This window comes from Amycolatopsis sp. Hca4 (assembly GCF_013364075.1).
In the GTDB taxonomy this organism is placed as follows: Bacteria; Actinomycetota; Actinomycetes; order Mycobacteriales; family Pseudonocardiaceae; genus Amycolatopsis.
Genome location: NZ_CP054925.1, coordinates 6710521 through 6735371 on the forward strand (window position 1 = coordinate 6710521; position 24851 = coordinate 6735371).

The following is a 24851-nucleotide window of genomic DNA, read 5'->3' on the forward strand; positions in this document are numbered from 1 at the left end:
TCGCCCGCCAGCGAGCTGGGAGGGAGCAAGGCAATGGTGGAGGTCCACGACGGCCCGCCCATGGACGGGTTCTCGGTGCCCCTGCGCCTGCACAACCTGTTGCTGGCCCTGGCGGGCCGGATCGACGACAGCGCACTCACCGAAGCGCGTGAGCTGATCGCCCGGGCCCACATCGACGAGGCGGTCGAGCTGACCACCGGCACGCTCATCGCGGGCCGGATCCCGGTCAGCTCCGCCGAGCAGCGCGAGCTCGCGCTGGTGCTCGAGATGAGCCGCTCGGACGCGACGCTGGCGAACGACCTGCTGGTCGACGAGACCGAGCCGGTCAACACGCACCGGTTCACCGGCGACAACGCGCCGGAGTTCGGCATCGCCGAGGCGCTCGACCGCACGCTGCAGGTGCTGCCGGACGTCCGCTCGGTGCACGCGGTGTGGCGCAACACCCCGGCCGGCAGCGTGCCGGGCGCGCTGCCGCAGCGCGTGGTGCTCGTCGAGCTGGGGCCGGACGGCAACCCGCCCGCCGTCGCGTTCCGCGTCGACACGGCGTTGCGCCGGGCCGGGATCCACTCGGTCGTCGAGGTCAGCGGCCCCGGCGTCGCGCACTCGGAGTACCACCAGGCCGCTTCGGCGGCCGCGTCACCGGCGTGGGTGACCGGCAGCACGACGTCGAGCTCGTCGTCGTACCGGTCGGAGCCCGCCAAGCCGGCCGCGGCCCCGGTGAGCTCGGAGCCGGTCGCGGAGTCGGGCAGCAGGCACAGCATGCGTTCGAGCAGCACCACGACGGCGCCGGCCGAGCCGGTCGCCCCGGTGGTGCCGATCGTCTCGCCGCCCGCCGCCGAGCCGCCCCGCAAGGCGCGGTCGGAGACCCGGGCCGAGCGCACCGCCGACCTGACCCCGGCCGAGGTGGCGCAGCTGCGGCAGGCGCTGGCCGAGGACCCGGAGAAGGGCCGCGAGATCGCCGCGGGCAAGCCGTCGATGCACGAGGTCGTCGAGCTGCCGGCGCTGGACCTCGACGACCCGAGCCTGAGCGAGCGCGACCGGGCGCTGCTGCGCGAACTGCACGCCGAGCTGGCCGAGCGCGAGCGGGCCGAGGCGGCGAAGATGCGGCTCAACGGCGCGTCCCGCTCCGGCGGCGACCAGCGCGGCTGGACCGCTCCGTAGGACTGGCGTTCACGAAAGGCGGCACTTCCCTCCGGGAGGTGCCGCCTTTTCCGTGTCCGGCGTGCCACAAGTGCGCGACGGGACGTCGGGTACCGGAGGTATGTTGCCCGGGTGGAGCAGCCAAAGGAGTTTGTCTTCGACATCCCGGTCGGCGCGGGGGTGGCCACCCGCGCGAACGCCGACGGCCCGCCGGCGACGCCGAAGGACGCGGCCACCGTCATTCTGGTCCGGGACGGCGCCGACGGCGTCGAGGTCTTCCTGCAGCACCGGGTCAAGGGCATGCCGTTCGCCGGCGGGATGACCGTGTTCCCCGGCGGCGGGGTCGACCGGCGCGACGCGGACACGTCGGTGGCCTGGGCCGGACCCGAGCCGTCGTGGTGGGCCGCGCGGTTCGGCTGTGACGAGGCGCTCGCGCGGGCGCTGACCTGCGCGGCCGTGCGCGAGACGTTCGAGGAGTCCGGCGTGCTGCTCGCGGGCGGCGCGGACGAGGTGCTGACGGACGTCACGCCGTACGCGGCGGCCCGCCAGGCCCTCGAAACGCGGGAGGTGTCGCTGGCCGGCTTCCTCGCCGACGCGGGCCTCACGCTGCGCGCGGATCTCCTGCGCCCGTGGGCGCACTGGATCACGCCCGAGCAGGAGCCGCGTCGCTACGACACCCGGTTCTACGTGGCGAAGCTGCCCGAAGGCCAGGAAGCCGACGGGGCGACGTCGGAGGCGTCGAGCTCCGGCTGGCAGCGTCCCGAAGACGCCATCGCGGACGCGCGCGAAGGCCGCCGGATGCTGATGCCGCCGACGTGGCTGACGCTGAGCGAGCTGGCGGAATTCGCCACCGCCGACGACGTGCTGAACGCGCCGCGCGAGATCGTCCGGATCGCGCCGACGCTGATCCGCGAGAACGACCACGTCCGAGTCGTCCTGGAGCCGCGATGAGCGCCCCCGCCTACGGTGTGCTGCGCCAGGTGTCCGAGACCGCTTCGGTGCTGCTGGAGAACAACCCGTCGTCGATGACGCTGGAGGGCACCAACAGCTGGGTGCTGCGGGCGACGCCGTCGAGCCCGGCCGTGGTCGTCGACCCCGGCTACCGCGACCTCGAGCACCTCGAGCTGCTGGCCGCGGTCGGGCCGGTCGAGCTGATCGTGCTGACGCACCACCACCCCGACCACGCCGAGGGCGCGCCGTGGTTCGCCGAGCGCGTCGGCGCCCCGGTGCGGGCGTTCGACCCCGCGCTGTGCATCTGCGCTCCGTCCTTTGTGGACGGCTCGGTGCTTTCGGCGGGCGGGCTCTCCCTCCGCGTCCTGCACACGCCCGGCCACACCGACGACTCGGTGTCCCTGGTCCTCGACGGCCAGGTGCTGACGGGCGACACGATCCTCGGCCGCGGCACGACGGTGCTGCACGACCTCGGTGACTACTTGCGGTCGCTGCGGAAGCTGATCGAGCTCCCGGCCGGGACGGTCGGGCTGCCCGGGCACGGCCCGGAGCTCCTCGATCTGCCCTCGACCGCCCGTGAGTACCTTGCCCACCGGGAACAGCGGCTCGACCAGGTGCGTTCGGCCCTGAAGACACTCGGGCCGGACGCCACCCCGCGCCAGGTCGTCGAGGTCGTGTACGCCGACGTCGACCGGGCGCTGTGGGCGCCGGCCGAGTGGAGCGTGCAGGCGCAGCTGGACTACTTGCGGTCGGAGGAGAACGGATGAGCAACGTCGAGGTCGAGTTCTACTGGAGGCCGGGCTGCGGCTTCTGCGCGGCCCTGGAGAGGCCGCTGTCGAAGAGCGGCTTCACCATCCGCGCGATCAACATCTGGGAGGACCCGGCCGCGGCGGCACGGGTGCGCGAGGTGGCCAACGGCAACGAGACGGTGCCGACGGTGATCGTGGGTTCGAAGGCGATGGTCAACCCGTCGTTCGCCGAGGTCGAGGCGGCGGTCAAGGCAGCTTCGGCCGGCTGAGCGTGGCCGGGCCGCTTCCCGTGCCGGGAGGCGGCCCGTGCTTTGTGCGGACGGTGTAGCGCGTGGAGGTGCGCGGGCGACTCAGAGCCTGTGGACGACCAGCACGCGATCGACTTCGTACTCAACGGCGAGCCGTACCGCTTGAGCCGCGCCCAGGTGCTGAGCGCGGCGGCCCGCGGTGGGCCGGAGCAGATCCGCACGCACTGTGTGTCCATCGGCGAGCAGCGGTGGCCGCCGCGGCAGATCTTCGAGCGTGCGCTCGGCGTTCCACGGACCGATTTCATCTCCCACTACGCGATCCGCCAGCTCCGGCGCCTCGGCTTCCCGACGAGCCCGCTTCCGCACGAACCCGCGACGCAGGTCGGGAGCGACCTCGGGCAGGCCTTCGCCGACCTGGTCGCGTTCTTGACCGCCGAAGACCTGACCGCTCGGGTCGGCCGGCTGGAAACTGAGCTGACCGGCGCCGGCCTCGAGGATCTCGCCGATCGCGACGGCGGCCTGACGGGCGAACTGCTCGAGGCGGCGCTCCTGGTCCGGGAGCACGCCGGGCGGGTCAACGACCTCATCCACGCGGCGATGATCGTCCGGGCGCTGCCGAAGATCCTCAAGCCCGGCGAGCGGATCGTCCGCCGTCCTTCGCTGGCCGCCGGGAACGATCCCAGCCGGAAGTTCGACCTCGAGACCAACTTCCGGCTGGCGGAATTCAAGGCCGGTCGGTGGAAGGGCCGCGATGCGATGCGCAAACGCATGCTCGTGGCGGACCTGGCCGGCCTGGTCCTCGATGGCGATGAGCGCCGCGCGGAGCTCTACGTGCTCGGCCGCATGCCGATCGACTTCCTGCGCACCAGCGACTCGACCATGGAATGGGCGCTCGGCCGCTCGTCACCGCACCTGCGGCAGGCCTACGCGCAGCGCTTCGGCACTGCCGCCATGACCGTCGGCCAGTTCACCGCCGGCCCGGCGGCCGGAGTTGCCCTCCAGGACCTGACCGAGATCATCGGCTGAGCATCGGCATCAGGTAGTACGTCAGCGCCACCTCCCCGGGCTCGGCCGCGCGCAGGACGCAAGCGCGCATCCCCGGCTGGATCGACAGCACCACCCGCTCGCCCGCGAACGCCGCCAGCGCGTCGAGCAGGTACCGGGCCTGGAACGACGGTGACGTCCGGCCGCCGCCGACGTCCGCCTTCAGGACTTCCTCCGCCTCGCCCGTGTCCTGCCGGGCGCTCGCCAGCCGGACCTGCGCGTCCCCGACCTCCAGCGCCAGGACCCGCCTGTCCTCCGCGTACACCCCCACCCGGCGGACCGCCGCCGCCAAGGCGTCCGCCTCCAGGGTCACCGTGGTGTCCACCGCGCCCGACGGGATCGACTCCTCGGACAGGAAGCCCGCGTCCAGGACCGCGGTGGCGACCAGACCTTCCGGCCAGCTCACCCCGAACCGCCCCGCGGCGACGTGCAGGCCCACCCGGCCGCGCGCCTGCCGGGCCGCCTCCGTCAGCAGGGCCGCCGGGACCAGCACGTCCAACGATCCCGGCGCGAGCAGCGGCAGCCGGGCCACCGCCATCCGGTAGCGGTCCGACGCCGTCAACGTCAAGACGTTGCCGTCCGCCTGCAGACGGACGCCGGTGAACAGCGGGAGCGGGTCGTCCTTGGCCGCCGTTCCCGCGACCGTCCGCACCGCCGACGCGAACGCCTCTCCCGCCACTTCGGAAACCAGTGCGGGTGGGTCCGGAAGCGACCCGGAAGAAGGCAGCAACGGCAGCGCGAACCGGGCGTTGTCCAGCCGCAATGCCAAGCGCGTGCCCTCGACGACCAAGCGCACCCGCTCCGCGTCGAGCACCTTCAGCGTCTCCGCCAGCGGGGCGGCCGGGACGACCACCGACCCCTCCGCGTGAGTGGTCGCCGGGCAGCCGAACCGGACCGCGAGGTCCGCGGCGCCGCCGGCGACCGTCAAACCCGCCGCGCCGGCCTGCAGGCGGAGCCCGGTGCGGGCCGGCAGCAGGCGTGACGCGGCGGAGACGGCCGCCGAGAGGTGGTGGGCAGGCGCGGTGAGGTCCATGCCCGCAAGCTAGCGGCGGGCACCGACAAAAACCGCGGAGCTACGCGTTGACCAGCGACCGCGGCTCGACCGGAGCGGCGGCGGACCGGACCGTGCCGCGCAGCAGCCACACGACCAGCGCCAGCACCACCCCGGCCACGCTCGCCGCCAGGAACGCCGCGCCAGGGCCGGCGTGCTCGACGACGTACCCGCTGATCGACTGGCCGGCCGCCAGGCCCAGCGTCACCGCCGTCAGCACCCAGCCGAACGCCTCCGCCGCGGTCCCGGACGGCGCCACCAGCTCGATCGTCGTCGAGTGGGCCGTCGACTGCGGGGTGATCAGCGCGCCGGCCAGCAGCATCATCAGCGCCAGGCCCCACAGCGAAGACGGCCACGCGAGCAGTGCGACCAGTGCACCGAAGCCGCCGAGCAGCACCGGCAGCCGCAGGCCGAGCTGTCGCGGCCACGGCCGCAGGCTGTAGGCGACGCCGAACGCCACCGAGCTCAGCGACCACGCCGACAGCAGCAACCCGCCCACCGAAGGAGAACCTGCTTCGGTGGCCGCGGCCGGTACGGCGACCTCGACGAACCCGATCACCACGCCGAAGCCCAGCGCCGCGATGGCCAGCGTGCGCATGCCCGGGCTCGCCAGCGCGCCCAGCAGCGAGCCCGAGGACCCCGAAGTGGGCCCCCACGCCCGCACGGCCGGGCTCAGCGCGAACAGCACCGCGCCGGTGAACTGCAGCGCGACCCCCAGCACCAGGCCGGTGCCCGCCCACGGCGCCATGACCAGCAGCCCGGCCACACCGGGGCCGAGGATGAAGAAGACCTCCATGCTGATCGCCTCGTACGAGAACGCCGCGTTGCGCGGCCCGCCCGGCGGCAGCAGCCTGCCCCACAGCGCCCGCGACGCCGATCCGACCATCGGCTCGGTCAGCCCGGTCAGGGCGCCGAACGCGACCAGCACGGCGGTCGAAGCGTGCGACTCGATGGCCACCACCAGCGCGCTCATCGACAGCGCCAGCAGCAGCGAGACGACGAGCAGCGGCCGCGTCGGCCCGAACCGGTCGATCAGCCTGCCCTGCACCACCGCGCCGACCGACACCCCGACGAGTGAACCGGCCGAGACGAGCCCGGCGGTGGCGAAGGAACCCGTCTCACGCTGGACGTAGAGCAGGGCCGAGATGCCGATCATGGCGATCGGCAGGCGGGCGAGCACGGACGCGACGGCGGGCCACCGGGCCGCGCGAGTCGTCAGCGCGGTGCGGTAGTCGGCGAGGGTGGTGCGGCTTTCGTGGTTCGAGGCAGAGTGGGACACGCGTACAAGTATGCCGCAGAGTGGTACGTCGGTACCAGTTATTTGACGGTCAGGTTGGTCACCGGCAGACTGGCGGTGGATCTTGGATCCGGTGCGACAGGTCTCGATCAGGTAACACTCACGATATTCTCCGTGGACTCCTGCAACGAAACGGCCCAGACGGCGTCCTTGAGAGTGAATGGCCTTGAATTCGTGGGTATGGGCCGTGATGGTTGAACAACAGCACAGAAAAACCCAGCTCCCTCCGGCACACGGGTCGGGGCCTGGCCCGGAGGGCGGGGAGCGCGGATCGTCGGGGGATGGTCCGCGCAAACAACGAAGAGCCGGTGCGCCACGTCGGGGGTGGCGCCCGGCTCTTTGTTGTTCGAAGACACAGTTGTTGCCAGGCAAGAAGAAGGCCCCCTCGGCTCGCCGAGGGGGCCTTCTTTCGCTAAGGGCTCAGCGGGCCCGGCGGGCCAGCCGCTCCGGGTCCAGGATCAGCACGCTCTTGCCTTCGAGCCGCAGCCAGCCGCGGTGGGCGAAGTCGGCGAGCGCCTTGTTGACGGTCTCGCGGGAGGCGCCGACGTACTGGGCGATCTCTTCCTGCGTCAGGTCGTGCGTGACCCGCAGCAGGCCCGCCTCCTGGCTGCCGAAGCGCTGCGCCAGCTGCAGCAGCGCCCGCGCCACGCGGCCCGGGACGTCGGTGAAGATCAGTTCCGCGACCATGTTGTTCGTCCGGCGCAGGCGGCGCGCGACCACGCGCAGCAGCTGCTCGGCGATCTCGGGGCGGGTCGAGATCCACTGGCGCAGGGCCGGGCGGTCCATGGTGACCGCGCGGACCTCGGTGACCGTGGTCGCGCTCGACGTCCGGGGGCCGGGGTCGAAGATGGACAGCTCGCCGAACATGTCGGACGGGCCGAAGATGCCCAGCAGGTTCTCGCGGCCGTCCGGGGACTTGCGGCCGATCTTCACCTTGCCGGACTGGATGATGTAGAGCTTGTCGCCGGGTTCACCCTCGTTGAAGATGACATGGCCGCGGGGGAACTCCACGGACTCCAAGGTCTGGGCCAGCGCCTCCGCCGCTGCCGGTTCAACACCCTGGAATATGCCCGCACGGGCCAGGGTTTCGTCCACCTCGGGTGCCTCCTCGTCGAGAAACGATCACGCTCCCCGTTGCTCGAGGAGCGTGACGCCGATCACTTGCGCGTCAGTCTAGGGCGTACTCCCGAGATCGCCCGCCGGACTCGCGAGCGGCGGAAACGATCTCGTTCGAACGTGGAGCCTAACTCCGCACGCGACGCGCGCGTAGCCTGGCTGCCCGTCCGCCCAGCCTACGCAGCCGGAACAGCTCCAGCGCGCGGCCGATCCCGTGCCCGTAGAGCGCTCTGACCTCGTTGGGCTGAGCCTGCTCGAGGAACTCTTCGACCTCGTTCTCCTGCACCGCGACGTGCTTGAGCCTGCTCTCGACCCGCTCCATGAAGAGCGCGAAGAACATGATCACCAATGGGACCAGGATGACGAACCAGACAGTCATGACCGGACCCCGAAACACTCGATGAAAAGCATCTACTCCAGATCCTCGCTCATGGCGGCCGGAAAACGCGCCGAGGTGGTGCTCTGGCGTGTCGGTCGTCCACCGGTGCAGTCACCGGCTCGTCCGACGGCGCCCGTAGGCTATCGGGGTGCCACCTGCCACCACGAACGCCCCCCGTGAGGGCGCTGGTGAAAGCCGATTGGCTCTGGTGAGACGCGCAAGGCGGATGAAGCGTTGCCTGGACGACGTGTATCCCGGCGCCCACTGCGAGCTCGACTTCACCACACCACTGGAACTGCTGGTCGCGGTCGTGCTGTCCGCCCAGACCACCGACGTCCGGGTGAACCTCGTCACGCCCGCGCTGTTCAAGCGCTACCGGACCGCCGCCGACTACGCCGGTGCCGACCGCACCGAGCTGGAGGAGTACCTCCGGAGCACCGGGTTCTACCGGGCGAAGGCGAACTCCGTGATGGGGCTCGGCGCCGCCCTCGTCGAGCGCTTCGGCGGCGAGGTGCCGGGCAGGCTCGAAGACCTGGTCACCCTGCCCGGCGTCGGCCGCAAGACCGCCAACGTCGTCCTCGGCAACGCCTTCGACGTGCCGGGGATCACCGTCGACACCCACTTCGGCAGGCTGGTCCGGCGCTGGGGCTGGACGGCGGAGGAGGACCCGGTCAAGGTCGAGCACGCGGTCGGCGAGCTGATCCCCCGCAAGGAGTGGACGATGCTCTCCCACCGGGTGATCTTCCACGGCCGCCGCGTCTGCCACGCCAAGAAGCCGGCCTGCGGTGCCTGCCCGCTGGCCAAGGACTGCCCGTCGTACGGCACCGGGCCGACCGGGTTCGAAGAGGCCGCGAAGCTGGTCAAAGGCGAAGAAAAGGACCACATCCTGGCCATGGCGGCGCCCCGGTGACGAGAGTCACCAAGTGGGCACTCGCCGCCGCCGTGCTGGCGGTCGCGCTGATCGTCGCGCTGCTGCCGCGCGGGGGTGACGACTCGGCCGCGAAGCCGTCCGGCGACCTCGGGACCGCCCGGTCCGCGGCGGCGCTCCAGCCGTGCCCGGCCGCGGGCGCGGCCCAGCCGGTGAAACAGCTCGAAGGCGTCACGGCGGACTGCCTCGGCGACGGCGGGAGCGTCGACGTCGGGAAGGCCCTCGCCGGGGCTCCGGCGCTGGTCAACGTGTGGGCCTCGTGGTGCGAGCCGTGCCGGACCGAGCTGCCCGTGCTCCAGGAATACGCGAAGCAGCCGGGCGCGGTCCGCGTCCTCGGCGTCCAGGTGCAGAGCCCGGCGAAGGACGGGCTCGACCTGCTGGCCAAGCTGGGCGTGCACCTGCCGTCGGTGTACGACGGCAACGGGCAGACCGGTCCGGTCCGGACCGCGCTGAAAGTGCCGCCGAGACTCCCGGCGTCCTACCTCGTCACCGCGACCGGCGACATCCGGTTCATCGCGAATCCACCCACCTTCGTGAACACTGACCAGGTGCGCGCGGCAGTCGAGGGGCATCGTGATCGGACCACTGGTCGAACCCGAGTCGGTGCCCGAGTGGCTCCGGCCGCTGGTCAAGGTGAGCGGCGAAGTCGATTCGAAGACGTTCACCCGCTTCAGCCCGCCCGAAGACGCCTTCACCCGGCCCGCCGCGGTGCTCATCCTGTTCGGTGAGCGGGAAGCCGACGGCGAGCCGGACATCCTGCTCCAGCGCCGCGCCGACACGCTGGGCTCGCACGCCGGCCAGGTCGCCTTCCCCGGCGGCGGCGCCGAAGAGGGCGACGGCGGCCCGATCGGCACCGCGCTGCGCGAAGCCGAAGAAGAGACCGGCGTCGTCCCGTCCGGCGTCCGGCCGGTCGCGGTGCTGCCGGAGCTGTTCGTCCCGGTGTCCGGCTTCGCGGTGACGCCGGTGCTGGCGCACTGGGCCGAGCCGTCGCCGGTGCACGCGGTCGACCCGGCCGAGACGGCGTCGGTCGCGCGCGTGCCCATCGCCGACCTGGTCGACCCGGCCAACCGGTTCACCGTGCAGAAGAAGGGGATGCCCTGGAAGGGGCCGGCCTTCGAGGTCGGCGGCCTGTTCGTCTGGGGGTTCACCGCCGGGTTGCTGTCCGTCCTCCTGGGCCTGGGAGGCTGGGAGCGCGAGTGGGACTCGGGCGACGTCCGGGACCTCGACCAAGCGCTGGCCGCGTTCCGAGCGCGGCTGCTGAGCGGGGAGTGACACCGTGAACTGGGTCGATGTGCTGGTGCTGTCGCTGGCGGTGCTGGCGGCGGTGTCCGGCGCGTACCAGGGGGTGCTCGTCGCCCTGCCGTCGCTCGTCGGCGTGATCCTCGGCGCGGTCGCCGGGATCAAGCTCGCACCGGTGGTGGTCGCGTTCTTCGACGACCAGGTGTGGAAGGTCGCGATCGCGGTCGCGACCGTGGTGTTCCTGGTCGCGCTCGGCGAGGCGATCGGTGTCTACGTCGGCCGCCGGCTGCGGCAGAAGATCAACCCGGACAAGCTGCGCGGGGTCGACAAGACCCTCGGCGCCATCGTGCAGGCCCTGGTCGTGCTCGTGGTGGCGTGGCTGATCGCGACGCCGCTGACCACGGTGTCCGCCCTGCCCTGGCTGCCCAAGGGGATCAACAACTCCCTGGTCCTCGGCAAGGTCAACGACGCGATGCCGGAGGCCGCGCAGGGCCTCCCGAGCCAGTTGCGCAAGCTGCTCGACGCGTCCGGCTTCCCGTCCATCGTGGACCCGTTCCAGAAGGCGCCGACGGCGGACACCTCGCCGCCGGACCCCGCGCTGCAGACCAGCGGCATCGTCCAGCAGCTGCACGGCAGCGTGGTCAAGATCCGCGGCACGGCCAGCTCGTGCTCGCGGTCGCTGGAGGGCAGCGGGTTCGTGATCGCGCCGCAGCGGGTGATGACGAACGCGCACGTCGTGGCGGGCACCGACACCGTCGGCATCGAGACGACCCAGGGCGACTACCCGGCCCGCGTCGTCTACTTCGACCCGGAGGTCGACATCGCGGTGCTCGCGGTGCCGCGGCTGCGGGCCCAGCCGCTGCAGTTCGCGCCGGAGACGGCGCGGGCGGGCGACAGCGCGGTGGTGCTCGGCTACCCGCTCGACGGCCCGTACCGGGCGACGCCGGCGCGCGTGCGCGGGCGGATCAACCTGCGCGGCCCGGACATCTACGAGGCCAACACCGTGCAGCGGGACGTCTTCACCGTCCGCGCCGAGATCCGCAGCGGCAACTCGGGCGGCCCGATGGTGAACCCGGACGGCAAGGTCATCGGCGTCGTCTTCGGGGCCGCGGTGGAGGACCCGGAGACCGGCTTCACGCTGACGGCGGAGCAGGTGCGCGCCGAGGTCGACGCGGCGCCGGCGCAGACGACGAACGTCTCCACCGGCTCCTGCGCCGCCTAGCGGCGGTACCGCAGCGCGAGGCCGTCCAGCAGGGCGCGCATGCCGGACTCGAAGATGTCGTCCAGCACCAGGTCGTAGCCGGTTTCGGTGAGCTCGGCGAACATCTTGGCGAACGTCGGGTGCCCGGCCGTCATGGCCGCGACCGCGGTGCTCTGGTGGTCCATCCAGCCGTCCTCGGTCAGCCCGGACGACGCCTGCGCGCTCTGCTCGCGTTCCAGGTGGATCGCCAGGCCCTGGACGTGGCTGAAGAACACGACGTGCAGGTCGCACAGCGTCGCCGCGTCCACGCCCAGCTCGGCCAGCGCCGACAGCGCCCACTCGCCGTGGGTGGCGAGGTTGCGCAGCGGCAGCGGCCGGGTGATCGGGCCCAGCTGGGCCAGCCACGGGTGCCGCCGGTAGAGCGACCAGAGCGTGCGGCCGCCGAGGGCCAGCCGGTCACGCCAGTCGCCCGAAGGCTTCGCCGGGTAGCCGCGTTCGCCGAACGCGGCGTCGGCCATGAGCAGCACCAGTTCGTCCCGGCTCCGCACGTACCGGTACGGCGCCATCGCCGCGACGCCGAGGCGGGCCGCGACCCCGCGCATCGACAGCGCGCCGAGGCCCTCGGTGTCGGCGATGGTGATCGCGGTCCGCACGAGCTGCTCGCGGGTGAGCCCGCGGCGGCCGCCGCGGTGGTCCCGGCCGGCGACGACCGTGCCGGACCGCGGCTCGGCGCGGACGACCCCCTCCTGGCCCAGCAGCTCCAGCGCCTTCGCCGCGGTCGCCGTCGCGACGCCGTGGTCCGCCGCCAGCCGCCGGGTGGACGGCACCCGCGCGCCCGGCGGCAGCTCCCCGCGGGCGATCCGGCCGCGCAGCTCGTCGGCGATGGCGAGGTACTTCACGGCGGTCTCCTGACTTAGTACAGAAGGCCATCTGTACTAGTACAGAAATAGCCGTCCAGCTGCGGACTCTCCAGAGTGGAGCGTACAAGCGTACGAACCTGGAGGAAACCATGCAGAACGTCCTGATCTCCGGCGCCGGGGTGGCCGGCGGCACCCTGGCCCGGTTCCTGGCCCGCGCGGGCTGGGCGGTGACCGTGGTGGACCGGGCGCCCGGCCCGCGCACCGGCGGCCAGGCGATCGACGTGCGCGGCGTCGCGCTCGACGTCGTCGACGAGCTCGGGCTCGGCGACCGGATGCGCGCGCTGCGCACCCGGATGCGCGGGATGTCGGTGGTGGACGGCGAAGGGACCGAGCTGTTCCGCTCGGAGGAGCACACCTTCACCAGCGGCCGGCTGGACAGCGCCGACTTCGAGGTGCTCCGCGACGACGTCGTCGCGATCCTGCTGGACGCTCCCGGCGTCGAGTACGTCCACGGTGACGCGATCACGGCGCTGACCGAAGAAGCGCACGGCGTGCGCGTGGAGTTCGAGCGCGGTGGCTTCCGGACGTTCGACCTGGTCGTCGGGGCCGATGGCCTGCACTCGGTGGTGCGGCGGCTGGCCTTCGGACCGGAGGAGGACTTCACCCGCCACCTCGGCCAATACCTGGCGATCTTCCCGGCGCCCAACTTCCTGGGGCTCGAAGACTGGCAGGTCTGGTTCCGCCACGAGCACACCGGCGGCGTCGCGTACCCCGTGCGGGACAACACCGAGCTGCGCGTCACGCTCGGGTTCGCCTCCGAACCGCTGCCGCGGCTGACCGTGCCGGAGCAGAAGCGGCTGGTCGCCGAGCGGCTCGCCGGGGTCGGCTGGGAGGTGCCGAAGCTGCTCGAAGCGATGGCGGCGGCGGACGTCTTCTACTTCGACGCGATGGCCCAGATCCACCTCGACCGCTGGTCGGCCGGGCGGGTGGTGCTGGTGGGGGACGCCGGCTACTGCGCCTCGGCGCTGTCGGGCCAGGGGACGAGCCTGGCGTTGGTCGGCGCGTATGTCCTCGCGCAGGAGCTCGGCCGTGCCGGGTACGAAGACGCCTTCGCGGCTTACGAGACGCGGATGCGGCCGTTCGTCGCGTTGAACCAAGGGCTGGCGACGGAGAACCCCGAAGGGCCGGCGTCGGAGGAGTCGGTCGAGCGGGCGAAGAACGCCATCAGCCTTGCTTGAGGAAGCCGGCCAAGGCGGCCGACGTGCGGTCGGGTGCTTCGAGGTGGGGGAAGTGCCCGACGTCCGGCCAGATCTCCGGCTCGGTGTGCGGGCCGGCCCAGCGCGTCGACGACAACGCCGTTTCGGGGAGGATGCAGGTGTCTTCGGCGCCGTGCAGCTGCAGCGTCGGCGCCGCGATCCGGGTGCTGACGGCGTCGGTGAAGCGGCGGCCTTCGCCGCGGAACTGGGCGCGGAACGCCCACCGGTAGTACTCGAGCGCGCTGTGCGCGACCCCGGGCACGAGCATCGCCTGCCGGAACGCCTCGACGCTGCCGTCGAAGTCCGAAGTGGACCGCCAGCGGCGGCCGGCCCAGCCGGCGAACAGGTCCGCGACGGCCTGTGCGTCCGCCTTCACCAGCCACTTCTCCGGCGCCATCGGCAATTGGAAGCGGAAGAGGTGCCCGGTCGCCCGGCCCTGGCCGCGCCACGGGCGGGCCGCGCCGGAGCGCAGCGCGAGCGGGTGGGCCGCGCCGATCGCCGTCACCGAGGAGACCAGCCGCGGGTGCAGGGCCGCGACCGTCCAGGCGAGCATCCCGCCCCAGGCGTGCCCGACGAGGTGGGCGCGGCGGGCCCCGAGCGACTTGATCAGCCCGCCGACGTCACCGGCGAGCGTCCAGGCGTCGTAGCCGCGGGGCGGCTTGTCGGAGTCGCCGTAGCCGCGCAGGTCGACGGCGACCGCGCGGAACCCGGCGTCGGCCAGGGCGCGCAGCTGGTGGTGCCAGGTCCACCAGAACTCGGCGAACCCGTGCAGCAGCACCACGACCGGCCCGTCGCCGAGTTCGGCGACGTGCAGGCGGATACCGTTCGCGGAGACGTCGCGGTGGACCCACGGGCCGTCGAGCCGGACGATCGACGGGTCGGGGGACGCGTGCAACGAACTCAGTCGCGCGTGGTGGTCACGCCGGCTTCGGGCGCCTTCTGCGGCTTCAGCGCGGCGGCGGTCTCCTTGACGCTGGCGATGGTCCGCTCCGGCGCCTTGAACTTCTTCACCTTGCGGTACCCGAGGAACCCGGCCACCCCGGCGACGACCAGCATCAGGAAGAACACGATGCCGAACGCGATCCAGCGGTACCGCACCCACTCGGCCAGCCCCTCGGCCGCGAAGAAGAACAGGAAGAACGTGCTGTACAGGAAGACCGTCAGCGCGATCAGGAAGAAGACGGCTCCCTTGAGGCCCTTCTTCACCTCGCCGACCAGCTCGGACTTCGCGAGCTCCATCTCGGCCCTGACCAGGGTGGAGATGTGCTGGGTCGCGTCGCCGACCAGACGGCCGATCGACTGGTCGCCGGGGACGTCGGAAGCGGAGGACAGCGGGAGGTAAGGCACGGCCCCCACGCCGTCGGGGCCGGTTCGCTCGTGCTTGGGGCTGCTCACCGGGTCATCGTGCCATGTGTCCTTTGTGCGGGCGCGGCGGAGTCACAGTGTGTCGGAGATTCGCGCGTGAACCTTGCTACGACGGAGTAGCAACGCCGCCGCCAGCAGGGACGCGATCGCCGACGCGATGAGCACCGCGGCCTTCGCCAGTTCGCTCGTCCCGTCGGGCAGCGACAACTCCGCGATCAGCAGGCTCACGGTGAACCCGACCCCGCCGAGCACCGACAACGCGGCCATGTCCCGCCAGCCCATCCCGCGCGGCTTCTCCGCGAGCCGCAGCTTCACGGCGAGCAGGCTGGCCCCGAGGATCCCGACGACCTTGCCGCCGAGCAGCCCGGCGAGCACCGCGAGCGGCAACGCCGTCGTGAACACCGCGCCGAGCGCGTCGGCGTTCACCGAGATCCCGGCCGCGAACAGCGCGAACACCGGCACCGCGACGGCGGCCGACCACGGCTGGAGCCGGTGTTCCAGCCGCAGCGCGGGTGCCTCGGCCTCGCCATCGTCGGCGCGGACGCGGGTGAGCAGGCCCAGCGCGACGCCGGCGATCGTGGCGTGGATGCCGGCCGAGTGCACCGCGACCCAGGTGACCAGCGCCAGCGGGACGTACAGCCACGGCGTCCGCACCCGGCGGTGCTGCAGGAACGCGTAGAGGGCGAGCGCGGCGACCGCGACCGCCGCCGCGACCAGGTCGAAGCCCGTCGTGAACAGCACGGCGATGACGACGATCGCGCCGAGGTCGTCCACCACGGCCAGGGAAAGCAGGAAGACCCGCGCGCTCGAGGGCAGGTTCGACGCCGTCAGCGCGAGCACGCCGAGCGCGAACGCGATGTCCGTGGCGACCGGGATCGCCCAGGCCCGTTCGATCCCCGGCGTCCCCCAGCCCACGGCCAGCGCGACGAGCGCGGGCACGGCCATCCCGCCGACCGCGGCGACGACCGGCAGGATCGCCTGCTTGAACCGGGACAGCTCACCGATGACGAGCTCGCGCTTGAGCTCCAGCCCGGCGACGAAGAAGAACAGGGCGAGCAGGCCGTCCTTCGCCCAGTCGCCGATCGTCAGATTCAGGTGGAGGAACTCCGGGCCGAGCCGGAAGTCGCGCAGCGCGTGGTAGCTGTCCCGCAGCGGCGAGTTGGCCCACAGCAGCGCGACCGCCGTCGCGCCGAGCAGGACCAGGCCGCCGGTCGTCTCGGTGCGCAGGTACCGGGCGAATTCGCTGAACGGGCGGGTCATCGGGGCGGCTCCAGGGGTCGCTGATCACTGTTGCCGACCAGGCTTCCCGGCGCACCTTGATGCCATTTTAACAGCCCTTTGTCACGCATTGTCATGACCGCTGCCACACCGGGTACCGGTGGTGGGTCACCAGCCGGGCTCATAGCATGCGAATCGACAACGAAGTCCCCCCGGACAAAAGGAAGACGAGTTGTGAGCACCTCCACCGAGGTCCAGCAGGACACGAGGTTCTTCGGGCACCCACGAGGACTGGCGAACCTCTTCGGCGTCGAGATGTGGGAGCGGTTCTCCTACTACGGGATGCTCGGCATCCTGCCGATCTACCTCTACTACAAGGTCGAACAGGGCGGTCTGGGCCTGGCGCAGGAGTCCGCGCTCGGCATCGTCGGCGCGTACGGCGGCCTGGTCTACCTCTCGGCCGTCATCGGCGCGTGGGTGGCCGACCGCCTCCTCGGCTCCGAACGGACGTTGTTCTACAGCGCCGTGCTCATCATGATCGGCCACATCAGCCTGGCCCTGCTGCCGGGCCTGGCCGGCATCGGCGTCGGCCTCGTGTGCGTCGCGGTCGGCAGCGGCGGGCTGAAGTCCAACGCGACGGCGATCGTCGGCACGCTCTACGCCGAAGGCGACGAGCGGCGCGACGCAGGCTTCACGATCTTCTACATGGGCGTCAACCTCGGCGGCTTCATCGGCCCGCTGCTGACCGGGCTGGCGCAGACCGAGGTCGGCTTCCACCTCGGCTTCGGCCTCGCCGCGATCGGCATGGCGCTGGGCCTGACCCAGTACGCGTTCGGCCGCAAGAACCTCGGCGACAAAGCGAAAGAGGTGCCGAACCCGCTGCCCGCGTCCCGGCGCGCGCTGGCGATCGGCGCCGCCGTCGTGCTGGTGGCGGCGGTGGTGACGCTGGTCGTCACCGGCGTCGTCAACCCGGGCAACCTCGCCGACGTCGTCGTGTGGGTGGTCGGCGTGATCTCGGTGGTCTACTTCCTGGTCATCCTGACCAGCGGCAAGATCACGAGTGTCGAGCGCAGCCGGGTGTTCTCCTTCATCCCGATGTTCATCGCCAGCGCGGTGTTCTTCTCGCTGTACCAGCAGCAGTTCACGGTCGTCGCGGCCTACACCGACCAGCGGCTGAACCGGACCCTGTTCGGCTGGGAGATGCCGGTGTCGTGGGTCAACTCGATCAACCCGGTGTTCATCATCGTCTTCGCCCCGGTGCTGGCGGCGCTGTGGACGAAGCTCGGCGAGCGGCAGCCGTCGACGCCGATGAAGTTCGTCCTCGGCACGGTGCTGATGGGCGCGGCGTTCCTGCTGTTCCTGCCGATGGTGGGCAGCGGCAAGAACGCGAGCCCGATCCTGGCGATGGTCGGCATCCTGTTCGTCTTCACGATCGCCGAGCTGTGCCTCTCGCCGGTGGGGCTGTCGCTGTCGACGAAGCTCGCGCCGGAGGCGTTCCGGACGCAGATGGTGGCGCTGAACTTCCTGTCGATCTCGTTCGGCACCGCGATGTCCGGCAAGCTCGCCGAGTACTACTCCGTCGACGACGAAGCGCCGTACTTCAGCACGGTCGGCCTGGTCGCGATCGGTGTCGGCATCCTGCTGTTTCTGGGCATCCCCTTCATCCGCAAGCTGATGAAGGGCGTGCACTAGCTAGCCGACGGTGACCCCGAAGATCACCCCGACGAAGTAGGTCACCACCATCGTGAGGGCGCCGACGCCGACGTTGCGGAGGATCGCGCGCCCCACGTTCGCGTCGCCGAGCCTCGCGCTGACCCACCCGGTCAGCGTGAGGCCGACGACGACCGCGGCCGCGCACGCCCAGACCCGCAGGGACACGCCGGCCCAGGCGATGGACAGGATCGGCAGCAGCGCGCCGACGGAGAAGGCGAGCAGCGACGCCCACGCGGCCTGCCACGGGCTGGTCAGGTTGTCGGGATCGATGCCGAGCTCGGCCTCCGCGTGCGCCTGCAGGGCGTCCTTTTCGGTCAGCTCGCGGGCGACCCGGGTGGCCAGCTCCGGTGAGAGACCCTTTTCCTCGTAGATGCCGGCGAGTTCGCGCTCCTCGGCTTCGGGCATCGTCTTGAGTTCCTGCTTTTCGAGCCGGAGCAGGGCCTGTTCGGTGTCGCGCTGGGTGCTGACGGAGACGTATTCCCCACCGGCCATGGAAAACGCGCCGGCGACGAGCCCGGCGATCCCGGCGGTGAGGATCGTGGTGCTTTCCGTGGTGGCCCCGGCAACGCCGACGACGATGCCGGCGACGGACACGATGCCGTCGTTCGCCCCCAGCACCCCGGCCCGCAGCCAGTTGAGCTTCCCACCCACGCCCTCGTGCGGTTCGTGTGCGTGTTCCACGGCGTCACCGTCGATCGTTTCGGTCACCGGACCAGTGAAACACGGAAGCGGAACCGTGGCGAGAGCTGCCCTTTCGGTCAGGTGCGCCTAAATAACGGCTGCCTTACCTAAGTGGTCCTGTGTGGACTCTCAGCGGTCCGGGGTCATGATGGACGGCATGGAAGAGCAAGTGTGGCAGCCGCTGGTGACGGTGGAGGGCCTGCCCCTCCTCGGCGGCGAGGGCCGGTTCCGGCAGCTGGAGCGGGCCGAGAGCGGACTGGCCTACTTGATCCACTACCCGGCGGGGGTGTCATCACCCCCGCACGCACACGACCACGACTCGATCGTCTACGTGCTTTCGGGCAGGCTGCGCGGAGCGGTCGGCGGCGTGGAGGCTGTGCTCGAGCCGGGTGATTCGGTGGTCCACCCGCGCGGGGTGGCCCACCACGTCGAGGCACTGACGGACGCGATGTGGGTGGAGTTCAAGTCACCCCTGCCGAACCGGCCACCGATCGCCTGAGCCGACCCTCCGGGTGCGCGAGCCGACCCTCCGGGTACGCAAGCCGACCCTTTGGCGCGCCGAGCCGGCTTCCTGGGCACGCGAGCCGACCGCTTGAGCCGCGGGCGCGGAGTGGTTCGGTAGCTGATTTCCGGCCGAGCCGCAATCGCCCATCCACAGGTGCGGCTCCGGTCTGCCTTCTGGCGCGAGTTGTCCACAGATCGACGAACGGCCTGTTTTTGCAGGTGGGGGCCGATAGACTGGACTTGGGACGTCCCCCCGGAGAGGGTGGGGGCAGCTTTCTTGGGCCCGGGGAGGGCGGTTTCTAGGGGTGGTTGCAACACCGCTGTTGGTAGGGGTTGAGGTCAGCGACCGCTGCAGCAACTCTGGCAGGGGCGCGATCTTCGCGGCGAAAGCATCCGAACCGCGGTCGGGGTGTAGCTGGCGGCCAGGTGCTGCAGCATGGCGTCCCCCAGCGCAAAGTAGGCGACTCGGTCCACGGCTTACCCGATCCCGACCCATGCCCCGCGGGGCCCGATCCAGGTCTTGTCTGAACAACGGCAAATCCTGAACACTCAGGTATTGCAACCCCCAGAAACCGCCGAGCGGTAGGGGCAGCTTTCGAGGGCCCGGGGGAGGGCGGCGCTTATGGAGCTCGGCGAAACACCGGAACCAACCCGCGACCAGGTCCTGCACGTCCTAAGCGACCTCGCTGCCGGAAGGCTCACCGCCGTCGAGGCCTCCGACTGGGCCGCCCGGTGGATCGGATCCGACGTCGAAGTCGAAGACGAGCTGGTCTTCGACGCGATCCAACACCTCTACGGCGCCGACATGCCCGTCGCGCCAGGCAAATTCCTGTACGGCCCACGCGACTTCCGAGCCTGGCTGGCGGACTTCGAAGCTCAGCTGAAGCCCTGAAGAGCGGAAACGCCCGGCCCGCGCGAAGCGGACCGGGCGTCTCCTGGAGTGAAGCTCAGGCGTCCAGCTCGGCGAGGGCCTGCTTGGCCTTCTCGAGCTCGGCCTCCAGCGCGGCGACCTTCGCCGCCTGCGCCTCGCGGGCCTGGTTGATCACCTCGTCGATCGGGCCGGACAGGTCGGAGTGCAGCTCCTTCGCCGCGCGCGAGACCGCCGCGGCCGGGATCTCCAGGCCCTTCGCGACCCACTTCGAGCCGTTCTTCAGCTCGGCCTGCCACTCGCCGTCGGCGGTGCCGGTGACCGTCAGGATCAGCTCGACCGTGCGGGTCTTCTTCGCCGTCGACGCCGTCGCCGCGCCCTTCGGGCGGCCGCGCTTCGGCTTCGGGGCTTCTTCCTCGGCGGCCGGAGCCTCCGGGGAAGAGGCCGGGGACGCGGACTCGGTGACGGCCGCCTCGTCGGCGGAAACCTCCGAAGCCGGGCCGGTCGAAGCAGCCGGAGCCGGAGCGGAAACCGGGGCCTCGGCCGTTTCCTCGTCGTGCGTCAGGACATCCACGGTCATCGTCGTGTCGTCTCCTTGCCCGGGAAGTGGGTGTGGTTCGCGGCACAGCGTAGAACATGCGTTCGACTCGTGCCACACGGGGTGTCATGACAGAGCCCTCCCGGCGCGAAGCCGGAAGGGCTCTGACGGGAGAACGCTAGCTCACTCCTCGGACTTGCCCGACTGCAGGCCCGACGAGATCAGGTCCATCACCGACGAGTCGGCCAGCGTGGTGACGTCGCCGACCTGCCGGTTTTCCGCGACGTCCCGCAGCAGCCGGCGCATGATCTTGCCCGAACGCGTCTTCGGCAGCTCCGGCACGACCATGATCTGCCGCGGCTTCGCGATCGGCCCGATCTCCTTCGCGACGTGGTTGCGCAGGGCCTGGATGGCCTCCTCGCCGCCGTCGACCGCGTTGCCGCGCAGGATCACGAACGCCACGATGCCCTGGCCGGTCGTCGGGTCGGTCGCGCCGACGACCGCGGCCTCGGCCACCGTCGGGTGCGAGACCAGCGCCGACTCGACCTCGGTCGTCGAGATGCGGTGGCCGGACACGTTCATCACGTCGTCGACGCGGCCGAGCAGCCAGACGTCACCGTCGTTGTCGTACTTCGCGCCGTCGCCGGCGAAGTAGAAGCCCTGGTCCTTGAACCGCGACCAGTAGGTGTCCTTGTAGCGCTCCTCGTCGCCCCAGATGCCGCGCAGCATCGACGGCCACGGCTTGTCGAGCACCAGGTACCCGCCACCGCCGTGCCCGACCTCGGCGCCCTGGTCGTCGACGACCTTCGCGGACACGCCCGGCAGCGCCTTCTGCGCCGAGCCCGGCTTGGTCGACGTGACGCCCGGCAGCGGCGAGATCATGATCGCGCCGGTCTCGGTCTGCCACCACGTATCGACGATCGGGGCCTTGCCCGCGCCGATGTTCTCGCGGTACCAGATCCACGCTTCCGGGTTGATCGGCTCGCCGACCGAACCCAGCACGCGCAGCGTCGACAGGTCGTACTTCTCGGGGATTTCCGCGCCCCACTTCATGAAGGTGCGGATCAGTGTCGGGGCCGTGTAGTAGATGGAGACCTTGTACTTCTGGATGATCTCCCAGTGCCGCCCCTCGTGCGGGGTGTTCGGCGTGCCTTCGTAGACGACCTGCGTGACGCGGTTCGCGAGCGGGCCGTAGACGATGTAGCTGTGGCCGGTGATCCAGCCGATGTCCGCGGTGCACCAGTAGACGTCTTCGCCTGCCTTGTGGTCGAAGACGTTGTGGTGCGTGTACGCGGTCTGCGTCAGGTAACCGCCCGAAGTGTGCAGGATGCCCTTCGGCTTCCCGGTCGTGCCGGACGTGTAGAGGATGAACAGCGGGTGCTCGCTGTCGAAGGCTTCGGGAGTGTGCTCTTCGGACTGTCCGTCGACGAGCTCGTGCCACCAGAGGTCGCGGCCGTCGGTCCAGGGCACCTCGCCCTCGAGCTGGTCGCCGGTGCGCTTCACGATGATGACCTTCTCGACGGTCTCGGCGCCTTCGAGCGCTTCGTCGACGTTGGCCTTCATCGGCGCGGCCTTGCCGCGGCGGAACTGGCCGTCGGAGGTGATCACGAGCTTCGCGGCGGCGTCGTCGACGCGGGCCCGCAGCGCCGTCGGGGAGAAGCCGCCGAAGACCACGCTGTGCAGCGCGCCGATCCGCGCGCACGCGAGCATCGCGAAGATGGCCTCGGGGACCATCTGCAACTGGATCGCCACGACGTCGCCGGCGGTGACGCCCAGCGACGTGAGTGCGTTGGCGGCCTTGGAAACCTCGGTCTTCAGCTCGGCGTAGGTGATGTCCCGGGTGTCGCCCGGCTCGCCGACCCAGTGGATCGCGACCTGGTCGCCGTGGCCGGACTCGACGTGCCGGTCGACGCAGTTGTAGGCGACGTTCAGCTTGCCGCCGACGAACCACTTCGCGAAGGGCGCATTGGTCCAGTCCAGTACCGTGGTCCACTTCGTGTCCCACGTCAGCCGCTCCGCCTGCTTCGCCCAGAACGCTTCGCGATCGGCATCCGCCTCGGCGTAGAGATCGGCCTTGGCGTTGGCCTGGCCAGCGAATTCGTCACTGGGCGGGAAGGTGCGGCTCTCGGTGAGCAGGTTGTCCAGAGCGGGGGACTGCTCGGTCATGGTTGCAAGGCCTCCTGTAGTGCGCCGACATGACGGCTAGCGGCACGCTAGCGACGTTAGTCCGCCTTGTAAAAGGTTGCACCCACGTTGCCCTGTCGTTTCACCGAGCCAGGCGAGCGGCGGTGACTAAGCGTTCGTTCAGGCGGGCCTTCGCGGCGGGCCACTCCGGGGCCAGCATCGAGTAGAGGACCGTGTCGCGCGACGAGCCGTCCGGCCGGATCCGGTGCGCGCGCAGGACGCCCTCGCGAAGCGCGCCGAGCCGTTCGATGGCGCGTTGCGAGCGGAGGTTGCGGATGTCGGTCTCCCACGCAACCCGTTGCGCACCAAGGGTTTCGAACGCGTGCTGGAGCAACAGCAGCTTTGCCTCGGTGTTCAGCCCGGTGCGCTGCCAGTCCGCGCCGATCCAGGTGTGCCCGATCGACAGGATCCGGTGCTGCTCGACGACCTGGTAGTACGACGTCGTGCCGGCGACCCGGCCGGAGGTGACGTCGATCTGCGCGAACGCCCGGCGGGCGGGGTCGGCGAGCGCGTGGGCGACCATCCGCTCCGCCGCCGGAAGATCCCCCGGCTGCCGGATGCTCAGCCACGCCCAGATGCCCGGGTCGGCGCCGGCCTCCAGCAGGCCCTTGGCGTGCCCGGCCGCCAGCGGCTCGAGGCGGACGTGCTCGCCGGCCAGGGTCGGCCGCGTGTTCCAGTCGCTCACCGGATCACCATAGGCGCCGGCAATGGCAGTCCAAGATAGCCAGTTTCCGAGCATTTCCGCAGGCCACTTCGGCGTTGCCTATGCTCGGCTGACCACGACGGAAGGGCGGGCTCGATGGCCGAAGAGCGGGAAGAGCTGAGCTGGGAGCTGTTCGGCACGGCGAGCCGTGAACTGGCTCACACCATCGCCGAAGACGGCTTCGCGCCGGACCTGATCCTGTCCATCGCCCGCGGCGGCCTGTTCGTCGCCGGCGCGCTCGGCTACGCGCTCGACGTGAAGAACCTGCACGTGATGAACGTCGAGTTCTACACCGGCGTCGACCAGCGCCTCGACCTGCCCGTGATGCTGCCGCCGGTGCCGAACGTCGTCGACCTGACGAGCAAGAAGGTGCTGATCGCCGACGACGTCGCCGACACCGGCGCCACCCTCAAGCTGGTCCGCGACTTCTGCCTCGAGCACGTCGCCGAGGTCCGCTCGGCCGTCGTCTACGAGAAGCCGCACTCGACGGTGAAGTGCGAGTACGTCTGGCGGCACACCGACCGCTGGATCAACTTCCCGTGGTCGGTCCTGCCGCCCGTGGTCTCCCGTGAAGGCCAGGTGCTCGATGCCTGATCCGCTGAAGCCCCTCCTCGACCTGGAGGGCGTCGCGGCGGCGGCGAAGTCGGCGCAGGACGCGGTGTTCGCGGTCCACCGCCTGCCGGCCAACCTCCGCGGCGGCGCGGCGACGGCGGCGGAAGCGTCGGTCCGCGCGGCCCGCGCGTCCGCCGGCATCGAGGGCGCCAACCCGGAACTCCCGGCGGACGGCGCGGTCGCCGACCCGGTCCTCGCGGGTGCCCTGCGCGTCGCGGAGACGCTGGAGTCGCTGCTGCCGACGTGGCGCCGCGCGCCGCTGCAGGCGTTGGCGCGCCTGCACGTCCTCGCCGCGGCGGACCTCGTCGACGACCTGGACGCGCTGGGCCGTCCCCAGTCCGGCGGCGGCCGCCTGGAGCTGCTGGCCCAGCTGGTGACCGGGGCGACGTCGGTGCCCGGCCCGGTCCTGACGGCGGTCGTCCACGGGGAACTGCTGGCGCTCAAGCCGTTCGGCAGCGCGGACGGCGTCGTCGCCCGCGCGGCGGCCCGGCTGACGATGGTCGCGACCGGTCTGGACCCGAAGTCGCTGAGCGTCCCGGAGGTCGCGTTCTTCCGCCGGGTCCCGCGTTATCTCGAGGCCGCGGACGGCTTTGCGGCCGGGACGCCGGAAGGCGTGCGCGCGTGGCTGCTCTTCTGTTGCGAAGCGTTCGAAGCGGGCGCGCGCGAGGCGAAGTCCATTTCGGACGCGGCTTCCTAAGCGAGCACGGCGTCCAGCAGCCCGGGGAACCGCGCCTGGATGTCTTCGCGGCGTAGCTCGACCCAGCGCCGCCGCCCCTCGACGAACGTCGTCGTCAGACCGGCTTCGCGCAGCACGCGCCAGTGGTGCGACAGCGTCGCGGCGGTGATGTCGACGTCGTACTCCTCGAGCGAGCAGCTCCGCGGCTCGCTCTCCTTCGCGAGTTGACGGAGGACTTCCAGACGCACGGGGTCGGCGAGCGCCTGCAGCACAGTCACGATCTCGATCGCTTCGCGCGCCGGCTGCGGCAGGGTCCGGGCCACGACTTTC

General features: G+C 71.2%; 27 protein-coding genes and 1 pseudogene. 15 read left to right on the forward strand and 13 right to left on the reverse strand.

Annotated features, from left to right (window positions below):
• The first annotated feature begins 33 nt into the window (after positions 1-33).
• From HUT10_RS30135 to HUT10_RS30155, 5 genes are all read left to right on the forward strand, one after another.
• Positions 34-1161 (forward strand): hypothetical protein, encoded by a 1128-nt coding sequence (locus HUT10_RS30135; RefSeq protein ID WP_176174283.1) that lies wholly within the window; start codon positions 34-36, stop codon positions 1159-1161.
• A 111-nt stretch (positions 1162-1272) separates the two neighbouring features.
• On the forward strand, positions 1273-2091 hold the full coding sequence (locus tag HUT10_RS30140; protein ID WP_176174284.1) for an NUDIX domain-containing protein: 819 nt from the start codon (positions 1273-1275) through the stop codon (positions 2089-2091).
• Positions 2088-2858 (forward strand): MBL fold metallo-hydrolase, encoded by a 771-nt coding sequence (locus HUT10_RS30145; protein ID WP_176174285.1) that lies wholly within the window; start codon positions 2088-2090, stop codon positions 2856-2858. Before HUT10_RS30140 ends, HUT10_RS30145 begins: the two co-directional genes overlap by 4 nt.
• A complete protein-coding gene (locus HUT10_RS30150; protein ID WP_176174286.1) occupies positions 2855-3109 on the forward strand; it encodes a glutaredoxin domain-containing protein in 255 nt (84 codons plus the stop codon). Before HUT10_RS30145 ends, HUT10_RS30150 begins: the two co-directional genes overlap by 4 nt.
• A 90-nt stretch (positions 3110-3199) precedes the next feature.
• Positions 3200-4114 carry a hypothetical protein gene (locus tag HUT10_RS30155; RefSeq protein ID WP_176174287.1) on the forward strand — a complete coding sequence of 305 codons (915 nt, stop codon included), beginning with the start codon at positions 3200-3202 and terminating at the stop codon, positions 4112-4114.
• Here the strand turns inward: HUT10_RS30155 and HUT10_RS30160 are convergent.
• The 4 genes from HUT10_RS30160 to HUT10_RS30175 form a co-directional block, all read right to left on the reverse strand.
• A complete protein-coding gene (locus HUT10_RS30160) occupies positions 4104-5165 on the reverse strand; it encodes a DNA polymerase III subunit beta (RefSeq protein ID WP_176174288.1) in 1062 nt (353 codons plus the stop codon). The genes HUT10_RS30155 and HUT10_RS30160 overlap by 11 nt on opposite strands.
• Positions 5166-5205: 40 nt before the next feature.
• Entirely contained in the window at positions 5206-6462 is a 1257-nt protein-coding gene (locus tag HUT10_RS30165; protein WP_176174289.1) for an MFS transporter, read from the reverse strand.
• Positions 6463-6900: 438 nt separating this feature from the next.
• Positions 6901-7575, reverse strand: coding sequence for a Crp/Fnr family transcriptional regulator (locus HUT10_RS30170; RefSeq protein WP_003081747.1), 675 nt, complete (start codon positions 7573-7575; stop codon positions 6901-6903).
• 148 nt (positions 7576-7723) lie between these two features.
• On the reverse strand, positions 7724-7975 hold the full coding sequence (locus tag HUT10_RS30175) for a hypothetical protein (protein WP_013230551.1): 252 nt from the start codon (positions 7973-7975) through the stop codon (positions 7724-7726).
• Positions 7976-8201: 226 nt separating this feature from the next.
• On the opposite strand from HUT10_RS30175, the gene nth reads away from it, so the two are divergent.
• From nth to HUT10_RS30195, 4 genes and pseudogenes are all read left to right on the forward strand, one after another.
• Positions 8202-8885 carry an endonuclease III gene (gene nth, locus HUT10_RS30180; RefSeq protein ID WP_176174290.1) on the forward strand — a complete coding sequence of 228 codons (684 nt, stop codon included), beginning with the start codon at positions 8202-8204 and terminating at the stop codon, positions 8883-8885.
• Positions 8882-9472 (forward strand): annotated as a pseudogene (locus HUT10_RS30185) (TlpA family protein disulfide reductase); the annotation flags it as partial. The gene nth and the pseudogene HUT10_RS30185, both read left to right, overlap by 4 nt.
• Positions 9473-9476: 4 nt before the next feature.
• Positions 9477-10175, forward strand: coding sequence for a CoA pyrophosphatase (locus HUT10_RS30190; RefSeq protein WP_176174291.1), 699 nt, complete (start codon positions 9477-9479; stop codon positions 10173-10175).
• 4 nt (positions 10176-10179) lie between these two features.
• Positions 10180-11364, forward strand: coding sequence for a MarP family serine protease (locus HUT10_RS30195; RefSeq protein WP_176174292.1), 1185 nt, complete (start codon positions 10180-10182; stop codon positions 11362-11364).
• Here the strand turns inward: HUT10_RS30195 and HUT10_RS30200 are convergent.
• Complete coding sequence (locus HUT10_RS30200) at positions 11361-12242, reverse strand: GntR family transcriptional regulator (RefSeq protein ID WP_176174293.1); 882 nt, start codon at positions 12240-12242, stop codon at positions 11361-11363. The two genes, HUT10_RS30195 and HUT10_RS30200, sit on opposite strands and share 4 nt — an antisense overlap.
• Before the next feature lie 110 nt (positions 12243-12352).
• Here HUT10_RS30200 and HUT10_RS30205 point away from each other — a divergent pair, with 110 nt between their 5' ends.
• The gene (locus HUT10_RS30205) at positions 12353-13441 is read left to right on the forward strand and encodes an FAD-dependent monooxygenase (protein ID WP_176174294.1); all 1089 of its coding nucleotides are present in this window, start codon (positions 12353-12355) and stop codon (positions 13439-13441) included.
• Here the strand turns inward: HUT10_RS30205 and HUT10_RS30210 are convergent.
• Genes HUT10_RS30210 through nhaA form a run of 3 tightly spaced genes read right to left on the reverse strand, consistent with a single transcriptional unit; the run spans position 13428 to position 16084 of the window.
• Positions 13428-14354, reverse strand: coding sequence for an alpha/beta fold hydrolase (locus tag HUT10_RS30210; protein WP_176174295.1), 927 nt, complete (start codon positions 14352-14354; stop codon positions 13428-13430). The two genes, HUT10_RS30205 and HUT10_RS30210, sit on opposite strands and share 14 nt — an antisense overlap.
• Positions 14355-14359: 5 nt before the next feature.
• A complete protein-coding gene (locus HUT10_RS30215) occupies positions 14360-14854 on the reverse strand; it encodes a phage holin family protein (protein WP_176174296.1) in 495 nt (164 codons plus the stop codon).
• 42 nt (positions 14855-14896) lie between these two features.
• The gene (gene nhaA / locus HUT10_RS30220) at positions 14897-16084 is read right to left on the reverse strand and encodes a Na+/H+ antiporter NhaA (protein WP_176174297.1); all 1188 of its coding nucleotides are present in this window, start codon (positions 16082-16084) and stop codon (positions 14897-14899) included.
• 192 nt (positions 16085-16276) lie between these two features.
• Here nhaA and HUT10_RS30225 point away from each other — a divergent pair, with 192 nt between their 5' ends.
• Positions 16277-17734, forward strand: coding sequence for a peptide MFS transporter (locus HUT10_RS30225; protein WP_176174298.1), 1458 nt, complete (start codon positions 16277-16279; stop codon positions 17732-17734).
• Here HUT10_RS30225 and HUT10_RS30230 read toward each other — a convergent pair whose 3' ends face one another.
• The gene (locus tag HUT10_RS30230) at positions 17735-18463 is read right to left on the reverse strand and encodes a VIT family protein (RefSeq protein WP_176174299.1); all 729 of its coding nucleotides are present in this window, start codon (positions 18461-18463) and stop codon (positions 17735-17737) included.
• A gap of 118 nt (positions 18464-18581) precedes the next feature.
• On the opposite strand from HUT10_RS30230, the gene HUT10_RS30235 reads away from it, so the two are divergent.
• Positions 18582-18935: a cupin domain-containing protein gene (locus tag HUT10_RS30235; RefSeq protein WP_176178089.1), complete on the forward strand. Its 354-nt coding sequence runs from the start codon at positions 18582-18584 to the stop codon at positions 18933-18935.
• A gap of 627 nt (positions 18936-19562) precedes the next feature.
• On the forward strand, positions 19563-19832 hold the full coding sequence (locus tag HUT10_RS30240; protein ID WP_176174300.1) for a hypothetical protein: 270 nt from the start codon (positions 19563-19565) through the stop codon (positions 19830-19832).
• Positions 19833-19887: 55 nt separating this feature from the next.
• Here HUT10_RS30240 and HUT10_RS30245 read toward each other — a convergent pair whose 3' ends face one another.
• The 3 genes from HUT10_RS30245 to HUT10_RS30255 form a co-directional block, all read right to left on the reverse strand.
• The gene (locus tag HUT10_RS30245) at positions 19888-20388 is read right to left on the reverse strand and encodes a DUF6319 family protein (RefSeq protein ID WP_176174301.1); all 501 of its coding nucleotides are present in this window, start codon (positions 20386-20388) and stop codon (positions 19888-19890) included.
• 141 nt (positions 20389-20529) lie between these two features.
• On the reverse strand, positions 20530-22512 hold the full coding sequence (acs, locus tag HUT10_RS30250; RefSeq protein WP_176174302.1) for an acetate--CoA ligase: 1983 nt from the start codon (positions 22510-22512) through the stop codon (positions 20530-20532).
• 100 nt (positions 22513-22612) lie between these two features.
• Positions 22613-23215 (reverse strand): GNAT family N-acetyltransferase, encoded by a 603-nt coding sequence (locus tag HUT10_RS30255; protein ID WP_176174303.1) that lies wholly within the window; start codon positions 23213-23215, stop codon positions 22613-22615.
• A gap of 114 nt (positions 23216-23329) precedes the next feature.
• On the opposite strand from HUT10_RS30255, the gene HUT10_RS30260 reads away from it, so the two are divergent.
• Positions 23330-23827, forward strand: coding sequence for a phosphoribosyltransferase (locus tag HUT10_RS30260; protein ID WP_176174304.1), 498 nt, complete (start codon positions 23330-23332; stop codon positions 23825-23827).
• Positions 23820-24542, forward strand: a complete 723-nt coding sequence (locus HUT10_RS30265) for an oxidoreductase (RefSeq protein WP_176174305.1) — start codon at positions 23820-23822, stop codon at positions 24540-24542. Before HUT10_RS30260 ends, HUT10_RS30265 begins: the two co-directional genes overlap by 8 nt.
• Here the strand turns inward: HUT10_RS30265 and HUT10_RS30270 are convergent.
• Positions 24539-24844 (reverse strand): helix-turn-helix transcriptional regulator, encoded by a 306-nt coding sequence (locus HUT10_RS30270; RefSeq protein WP_176178090.1) that lies wholly within the window; start codon positions 24842-24844, stop codon positions 24539-24541. The genes HUT10_RS30265 and HUT10_RS30270 overlap by 4 nt on opposite strands.
• Positions 24845-24851 lie beyond the last annotated feature (7 nt).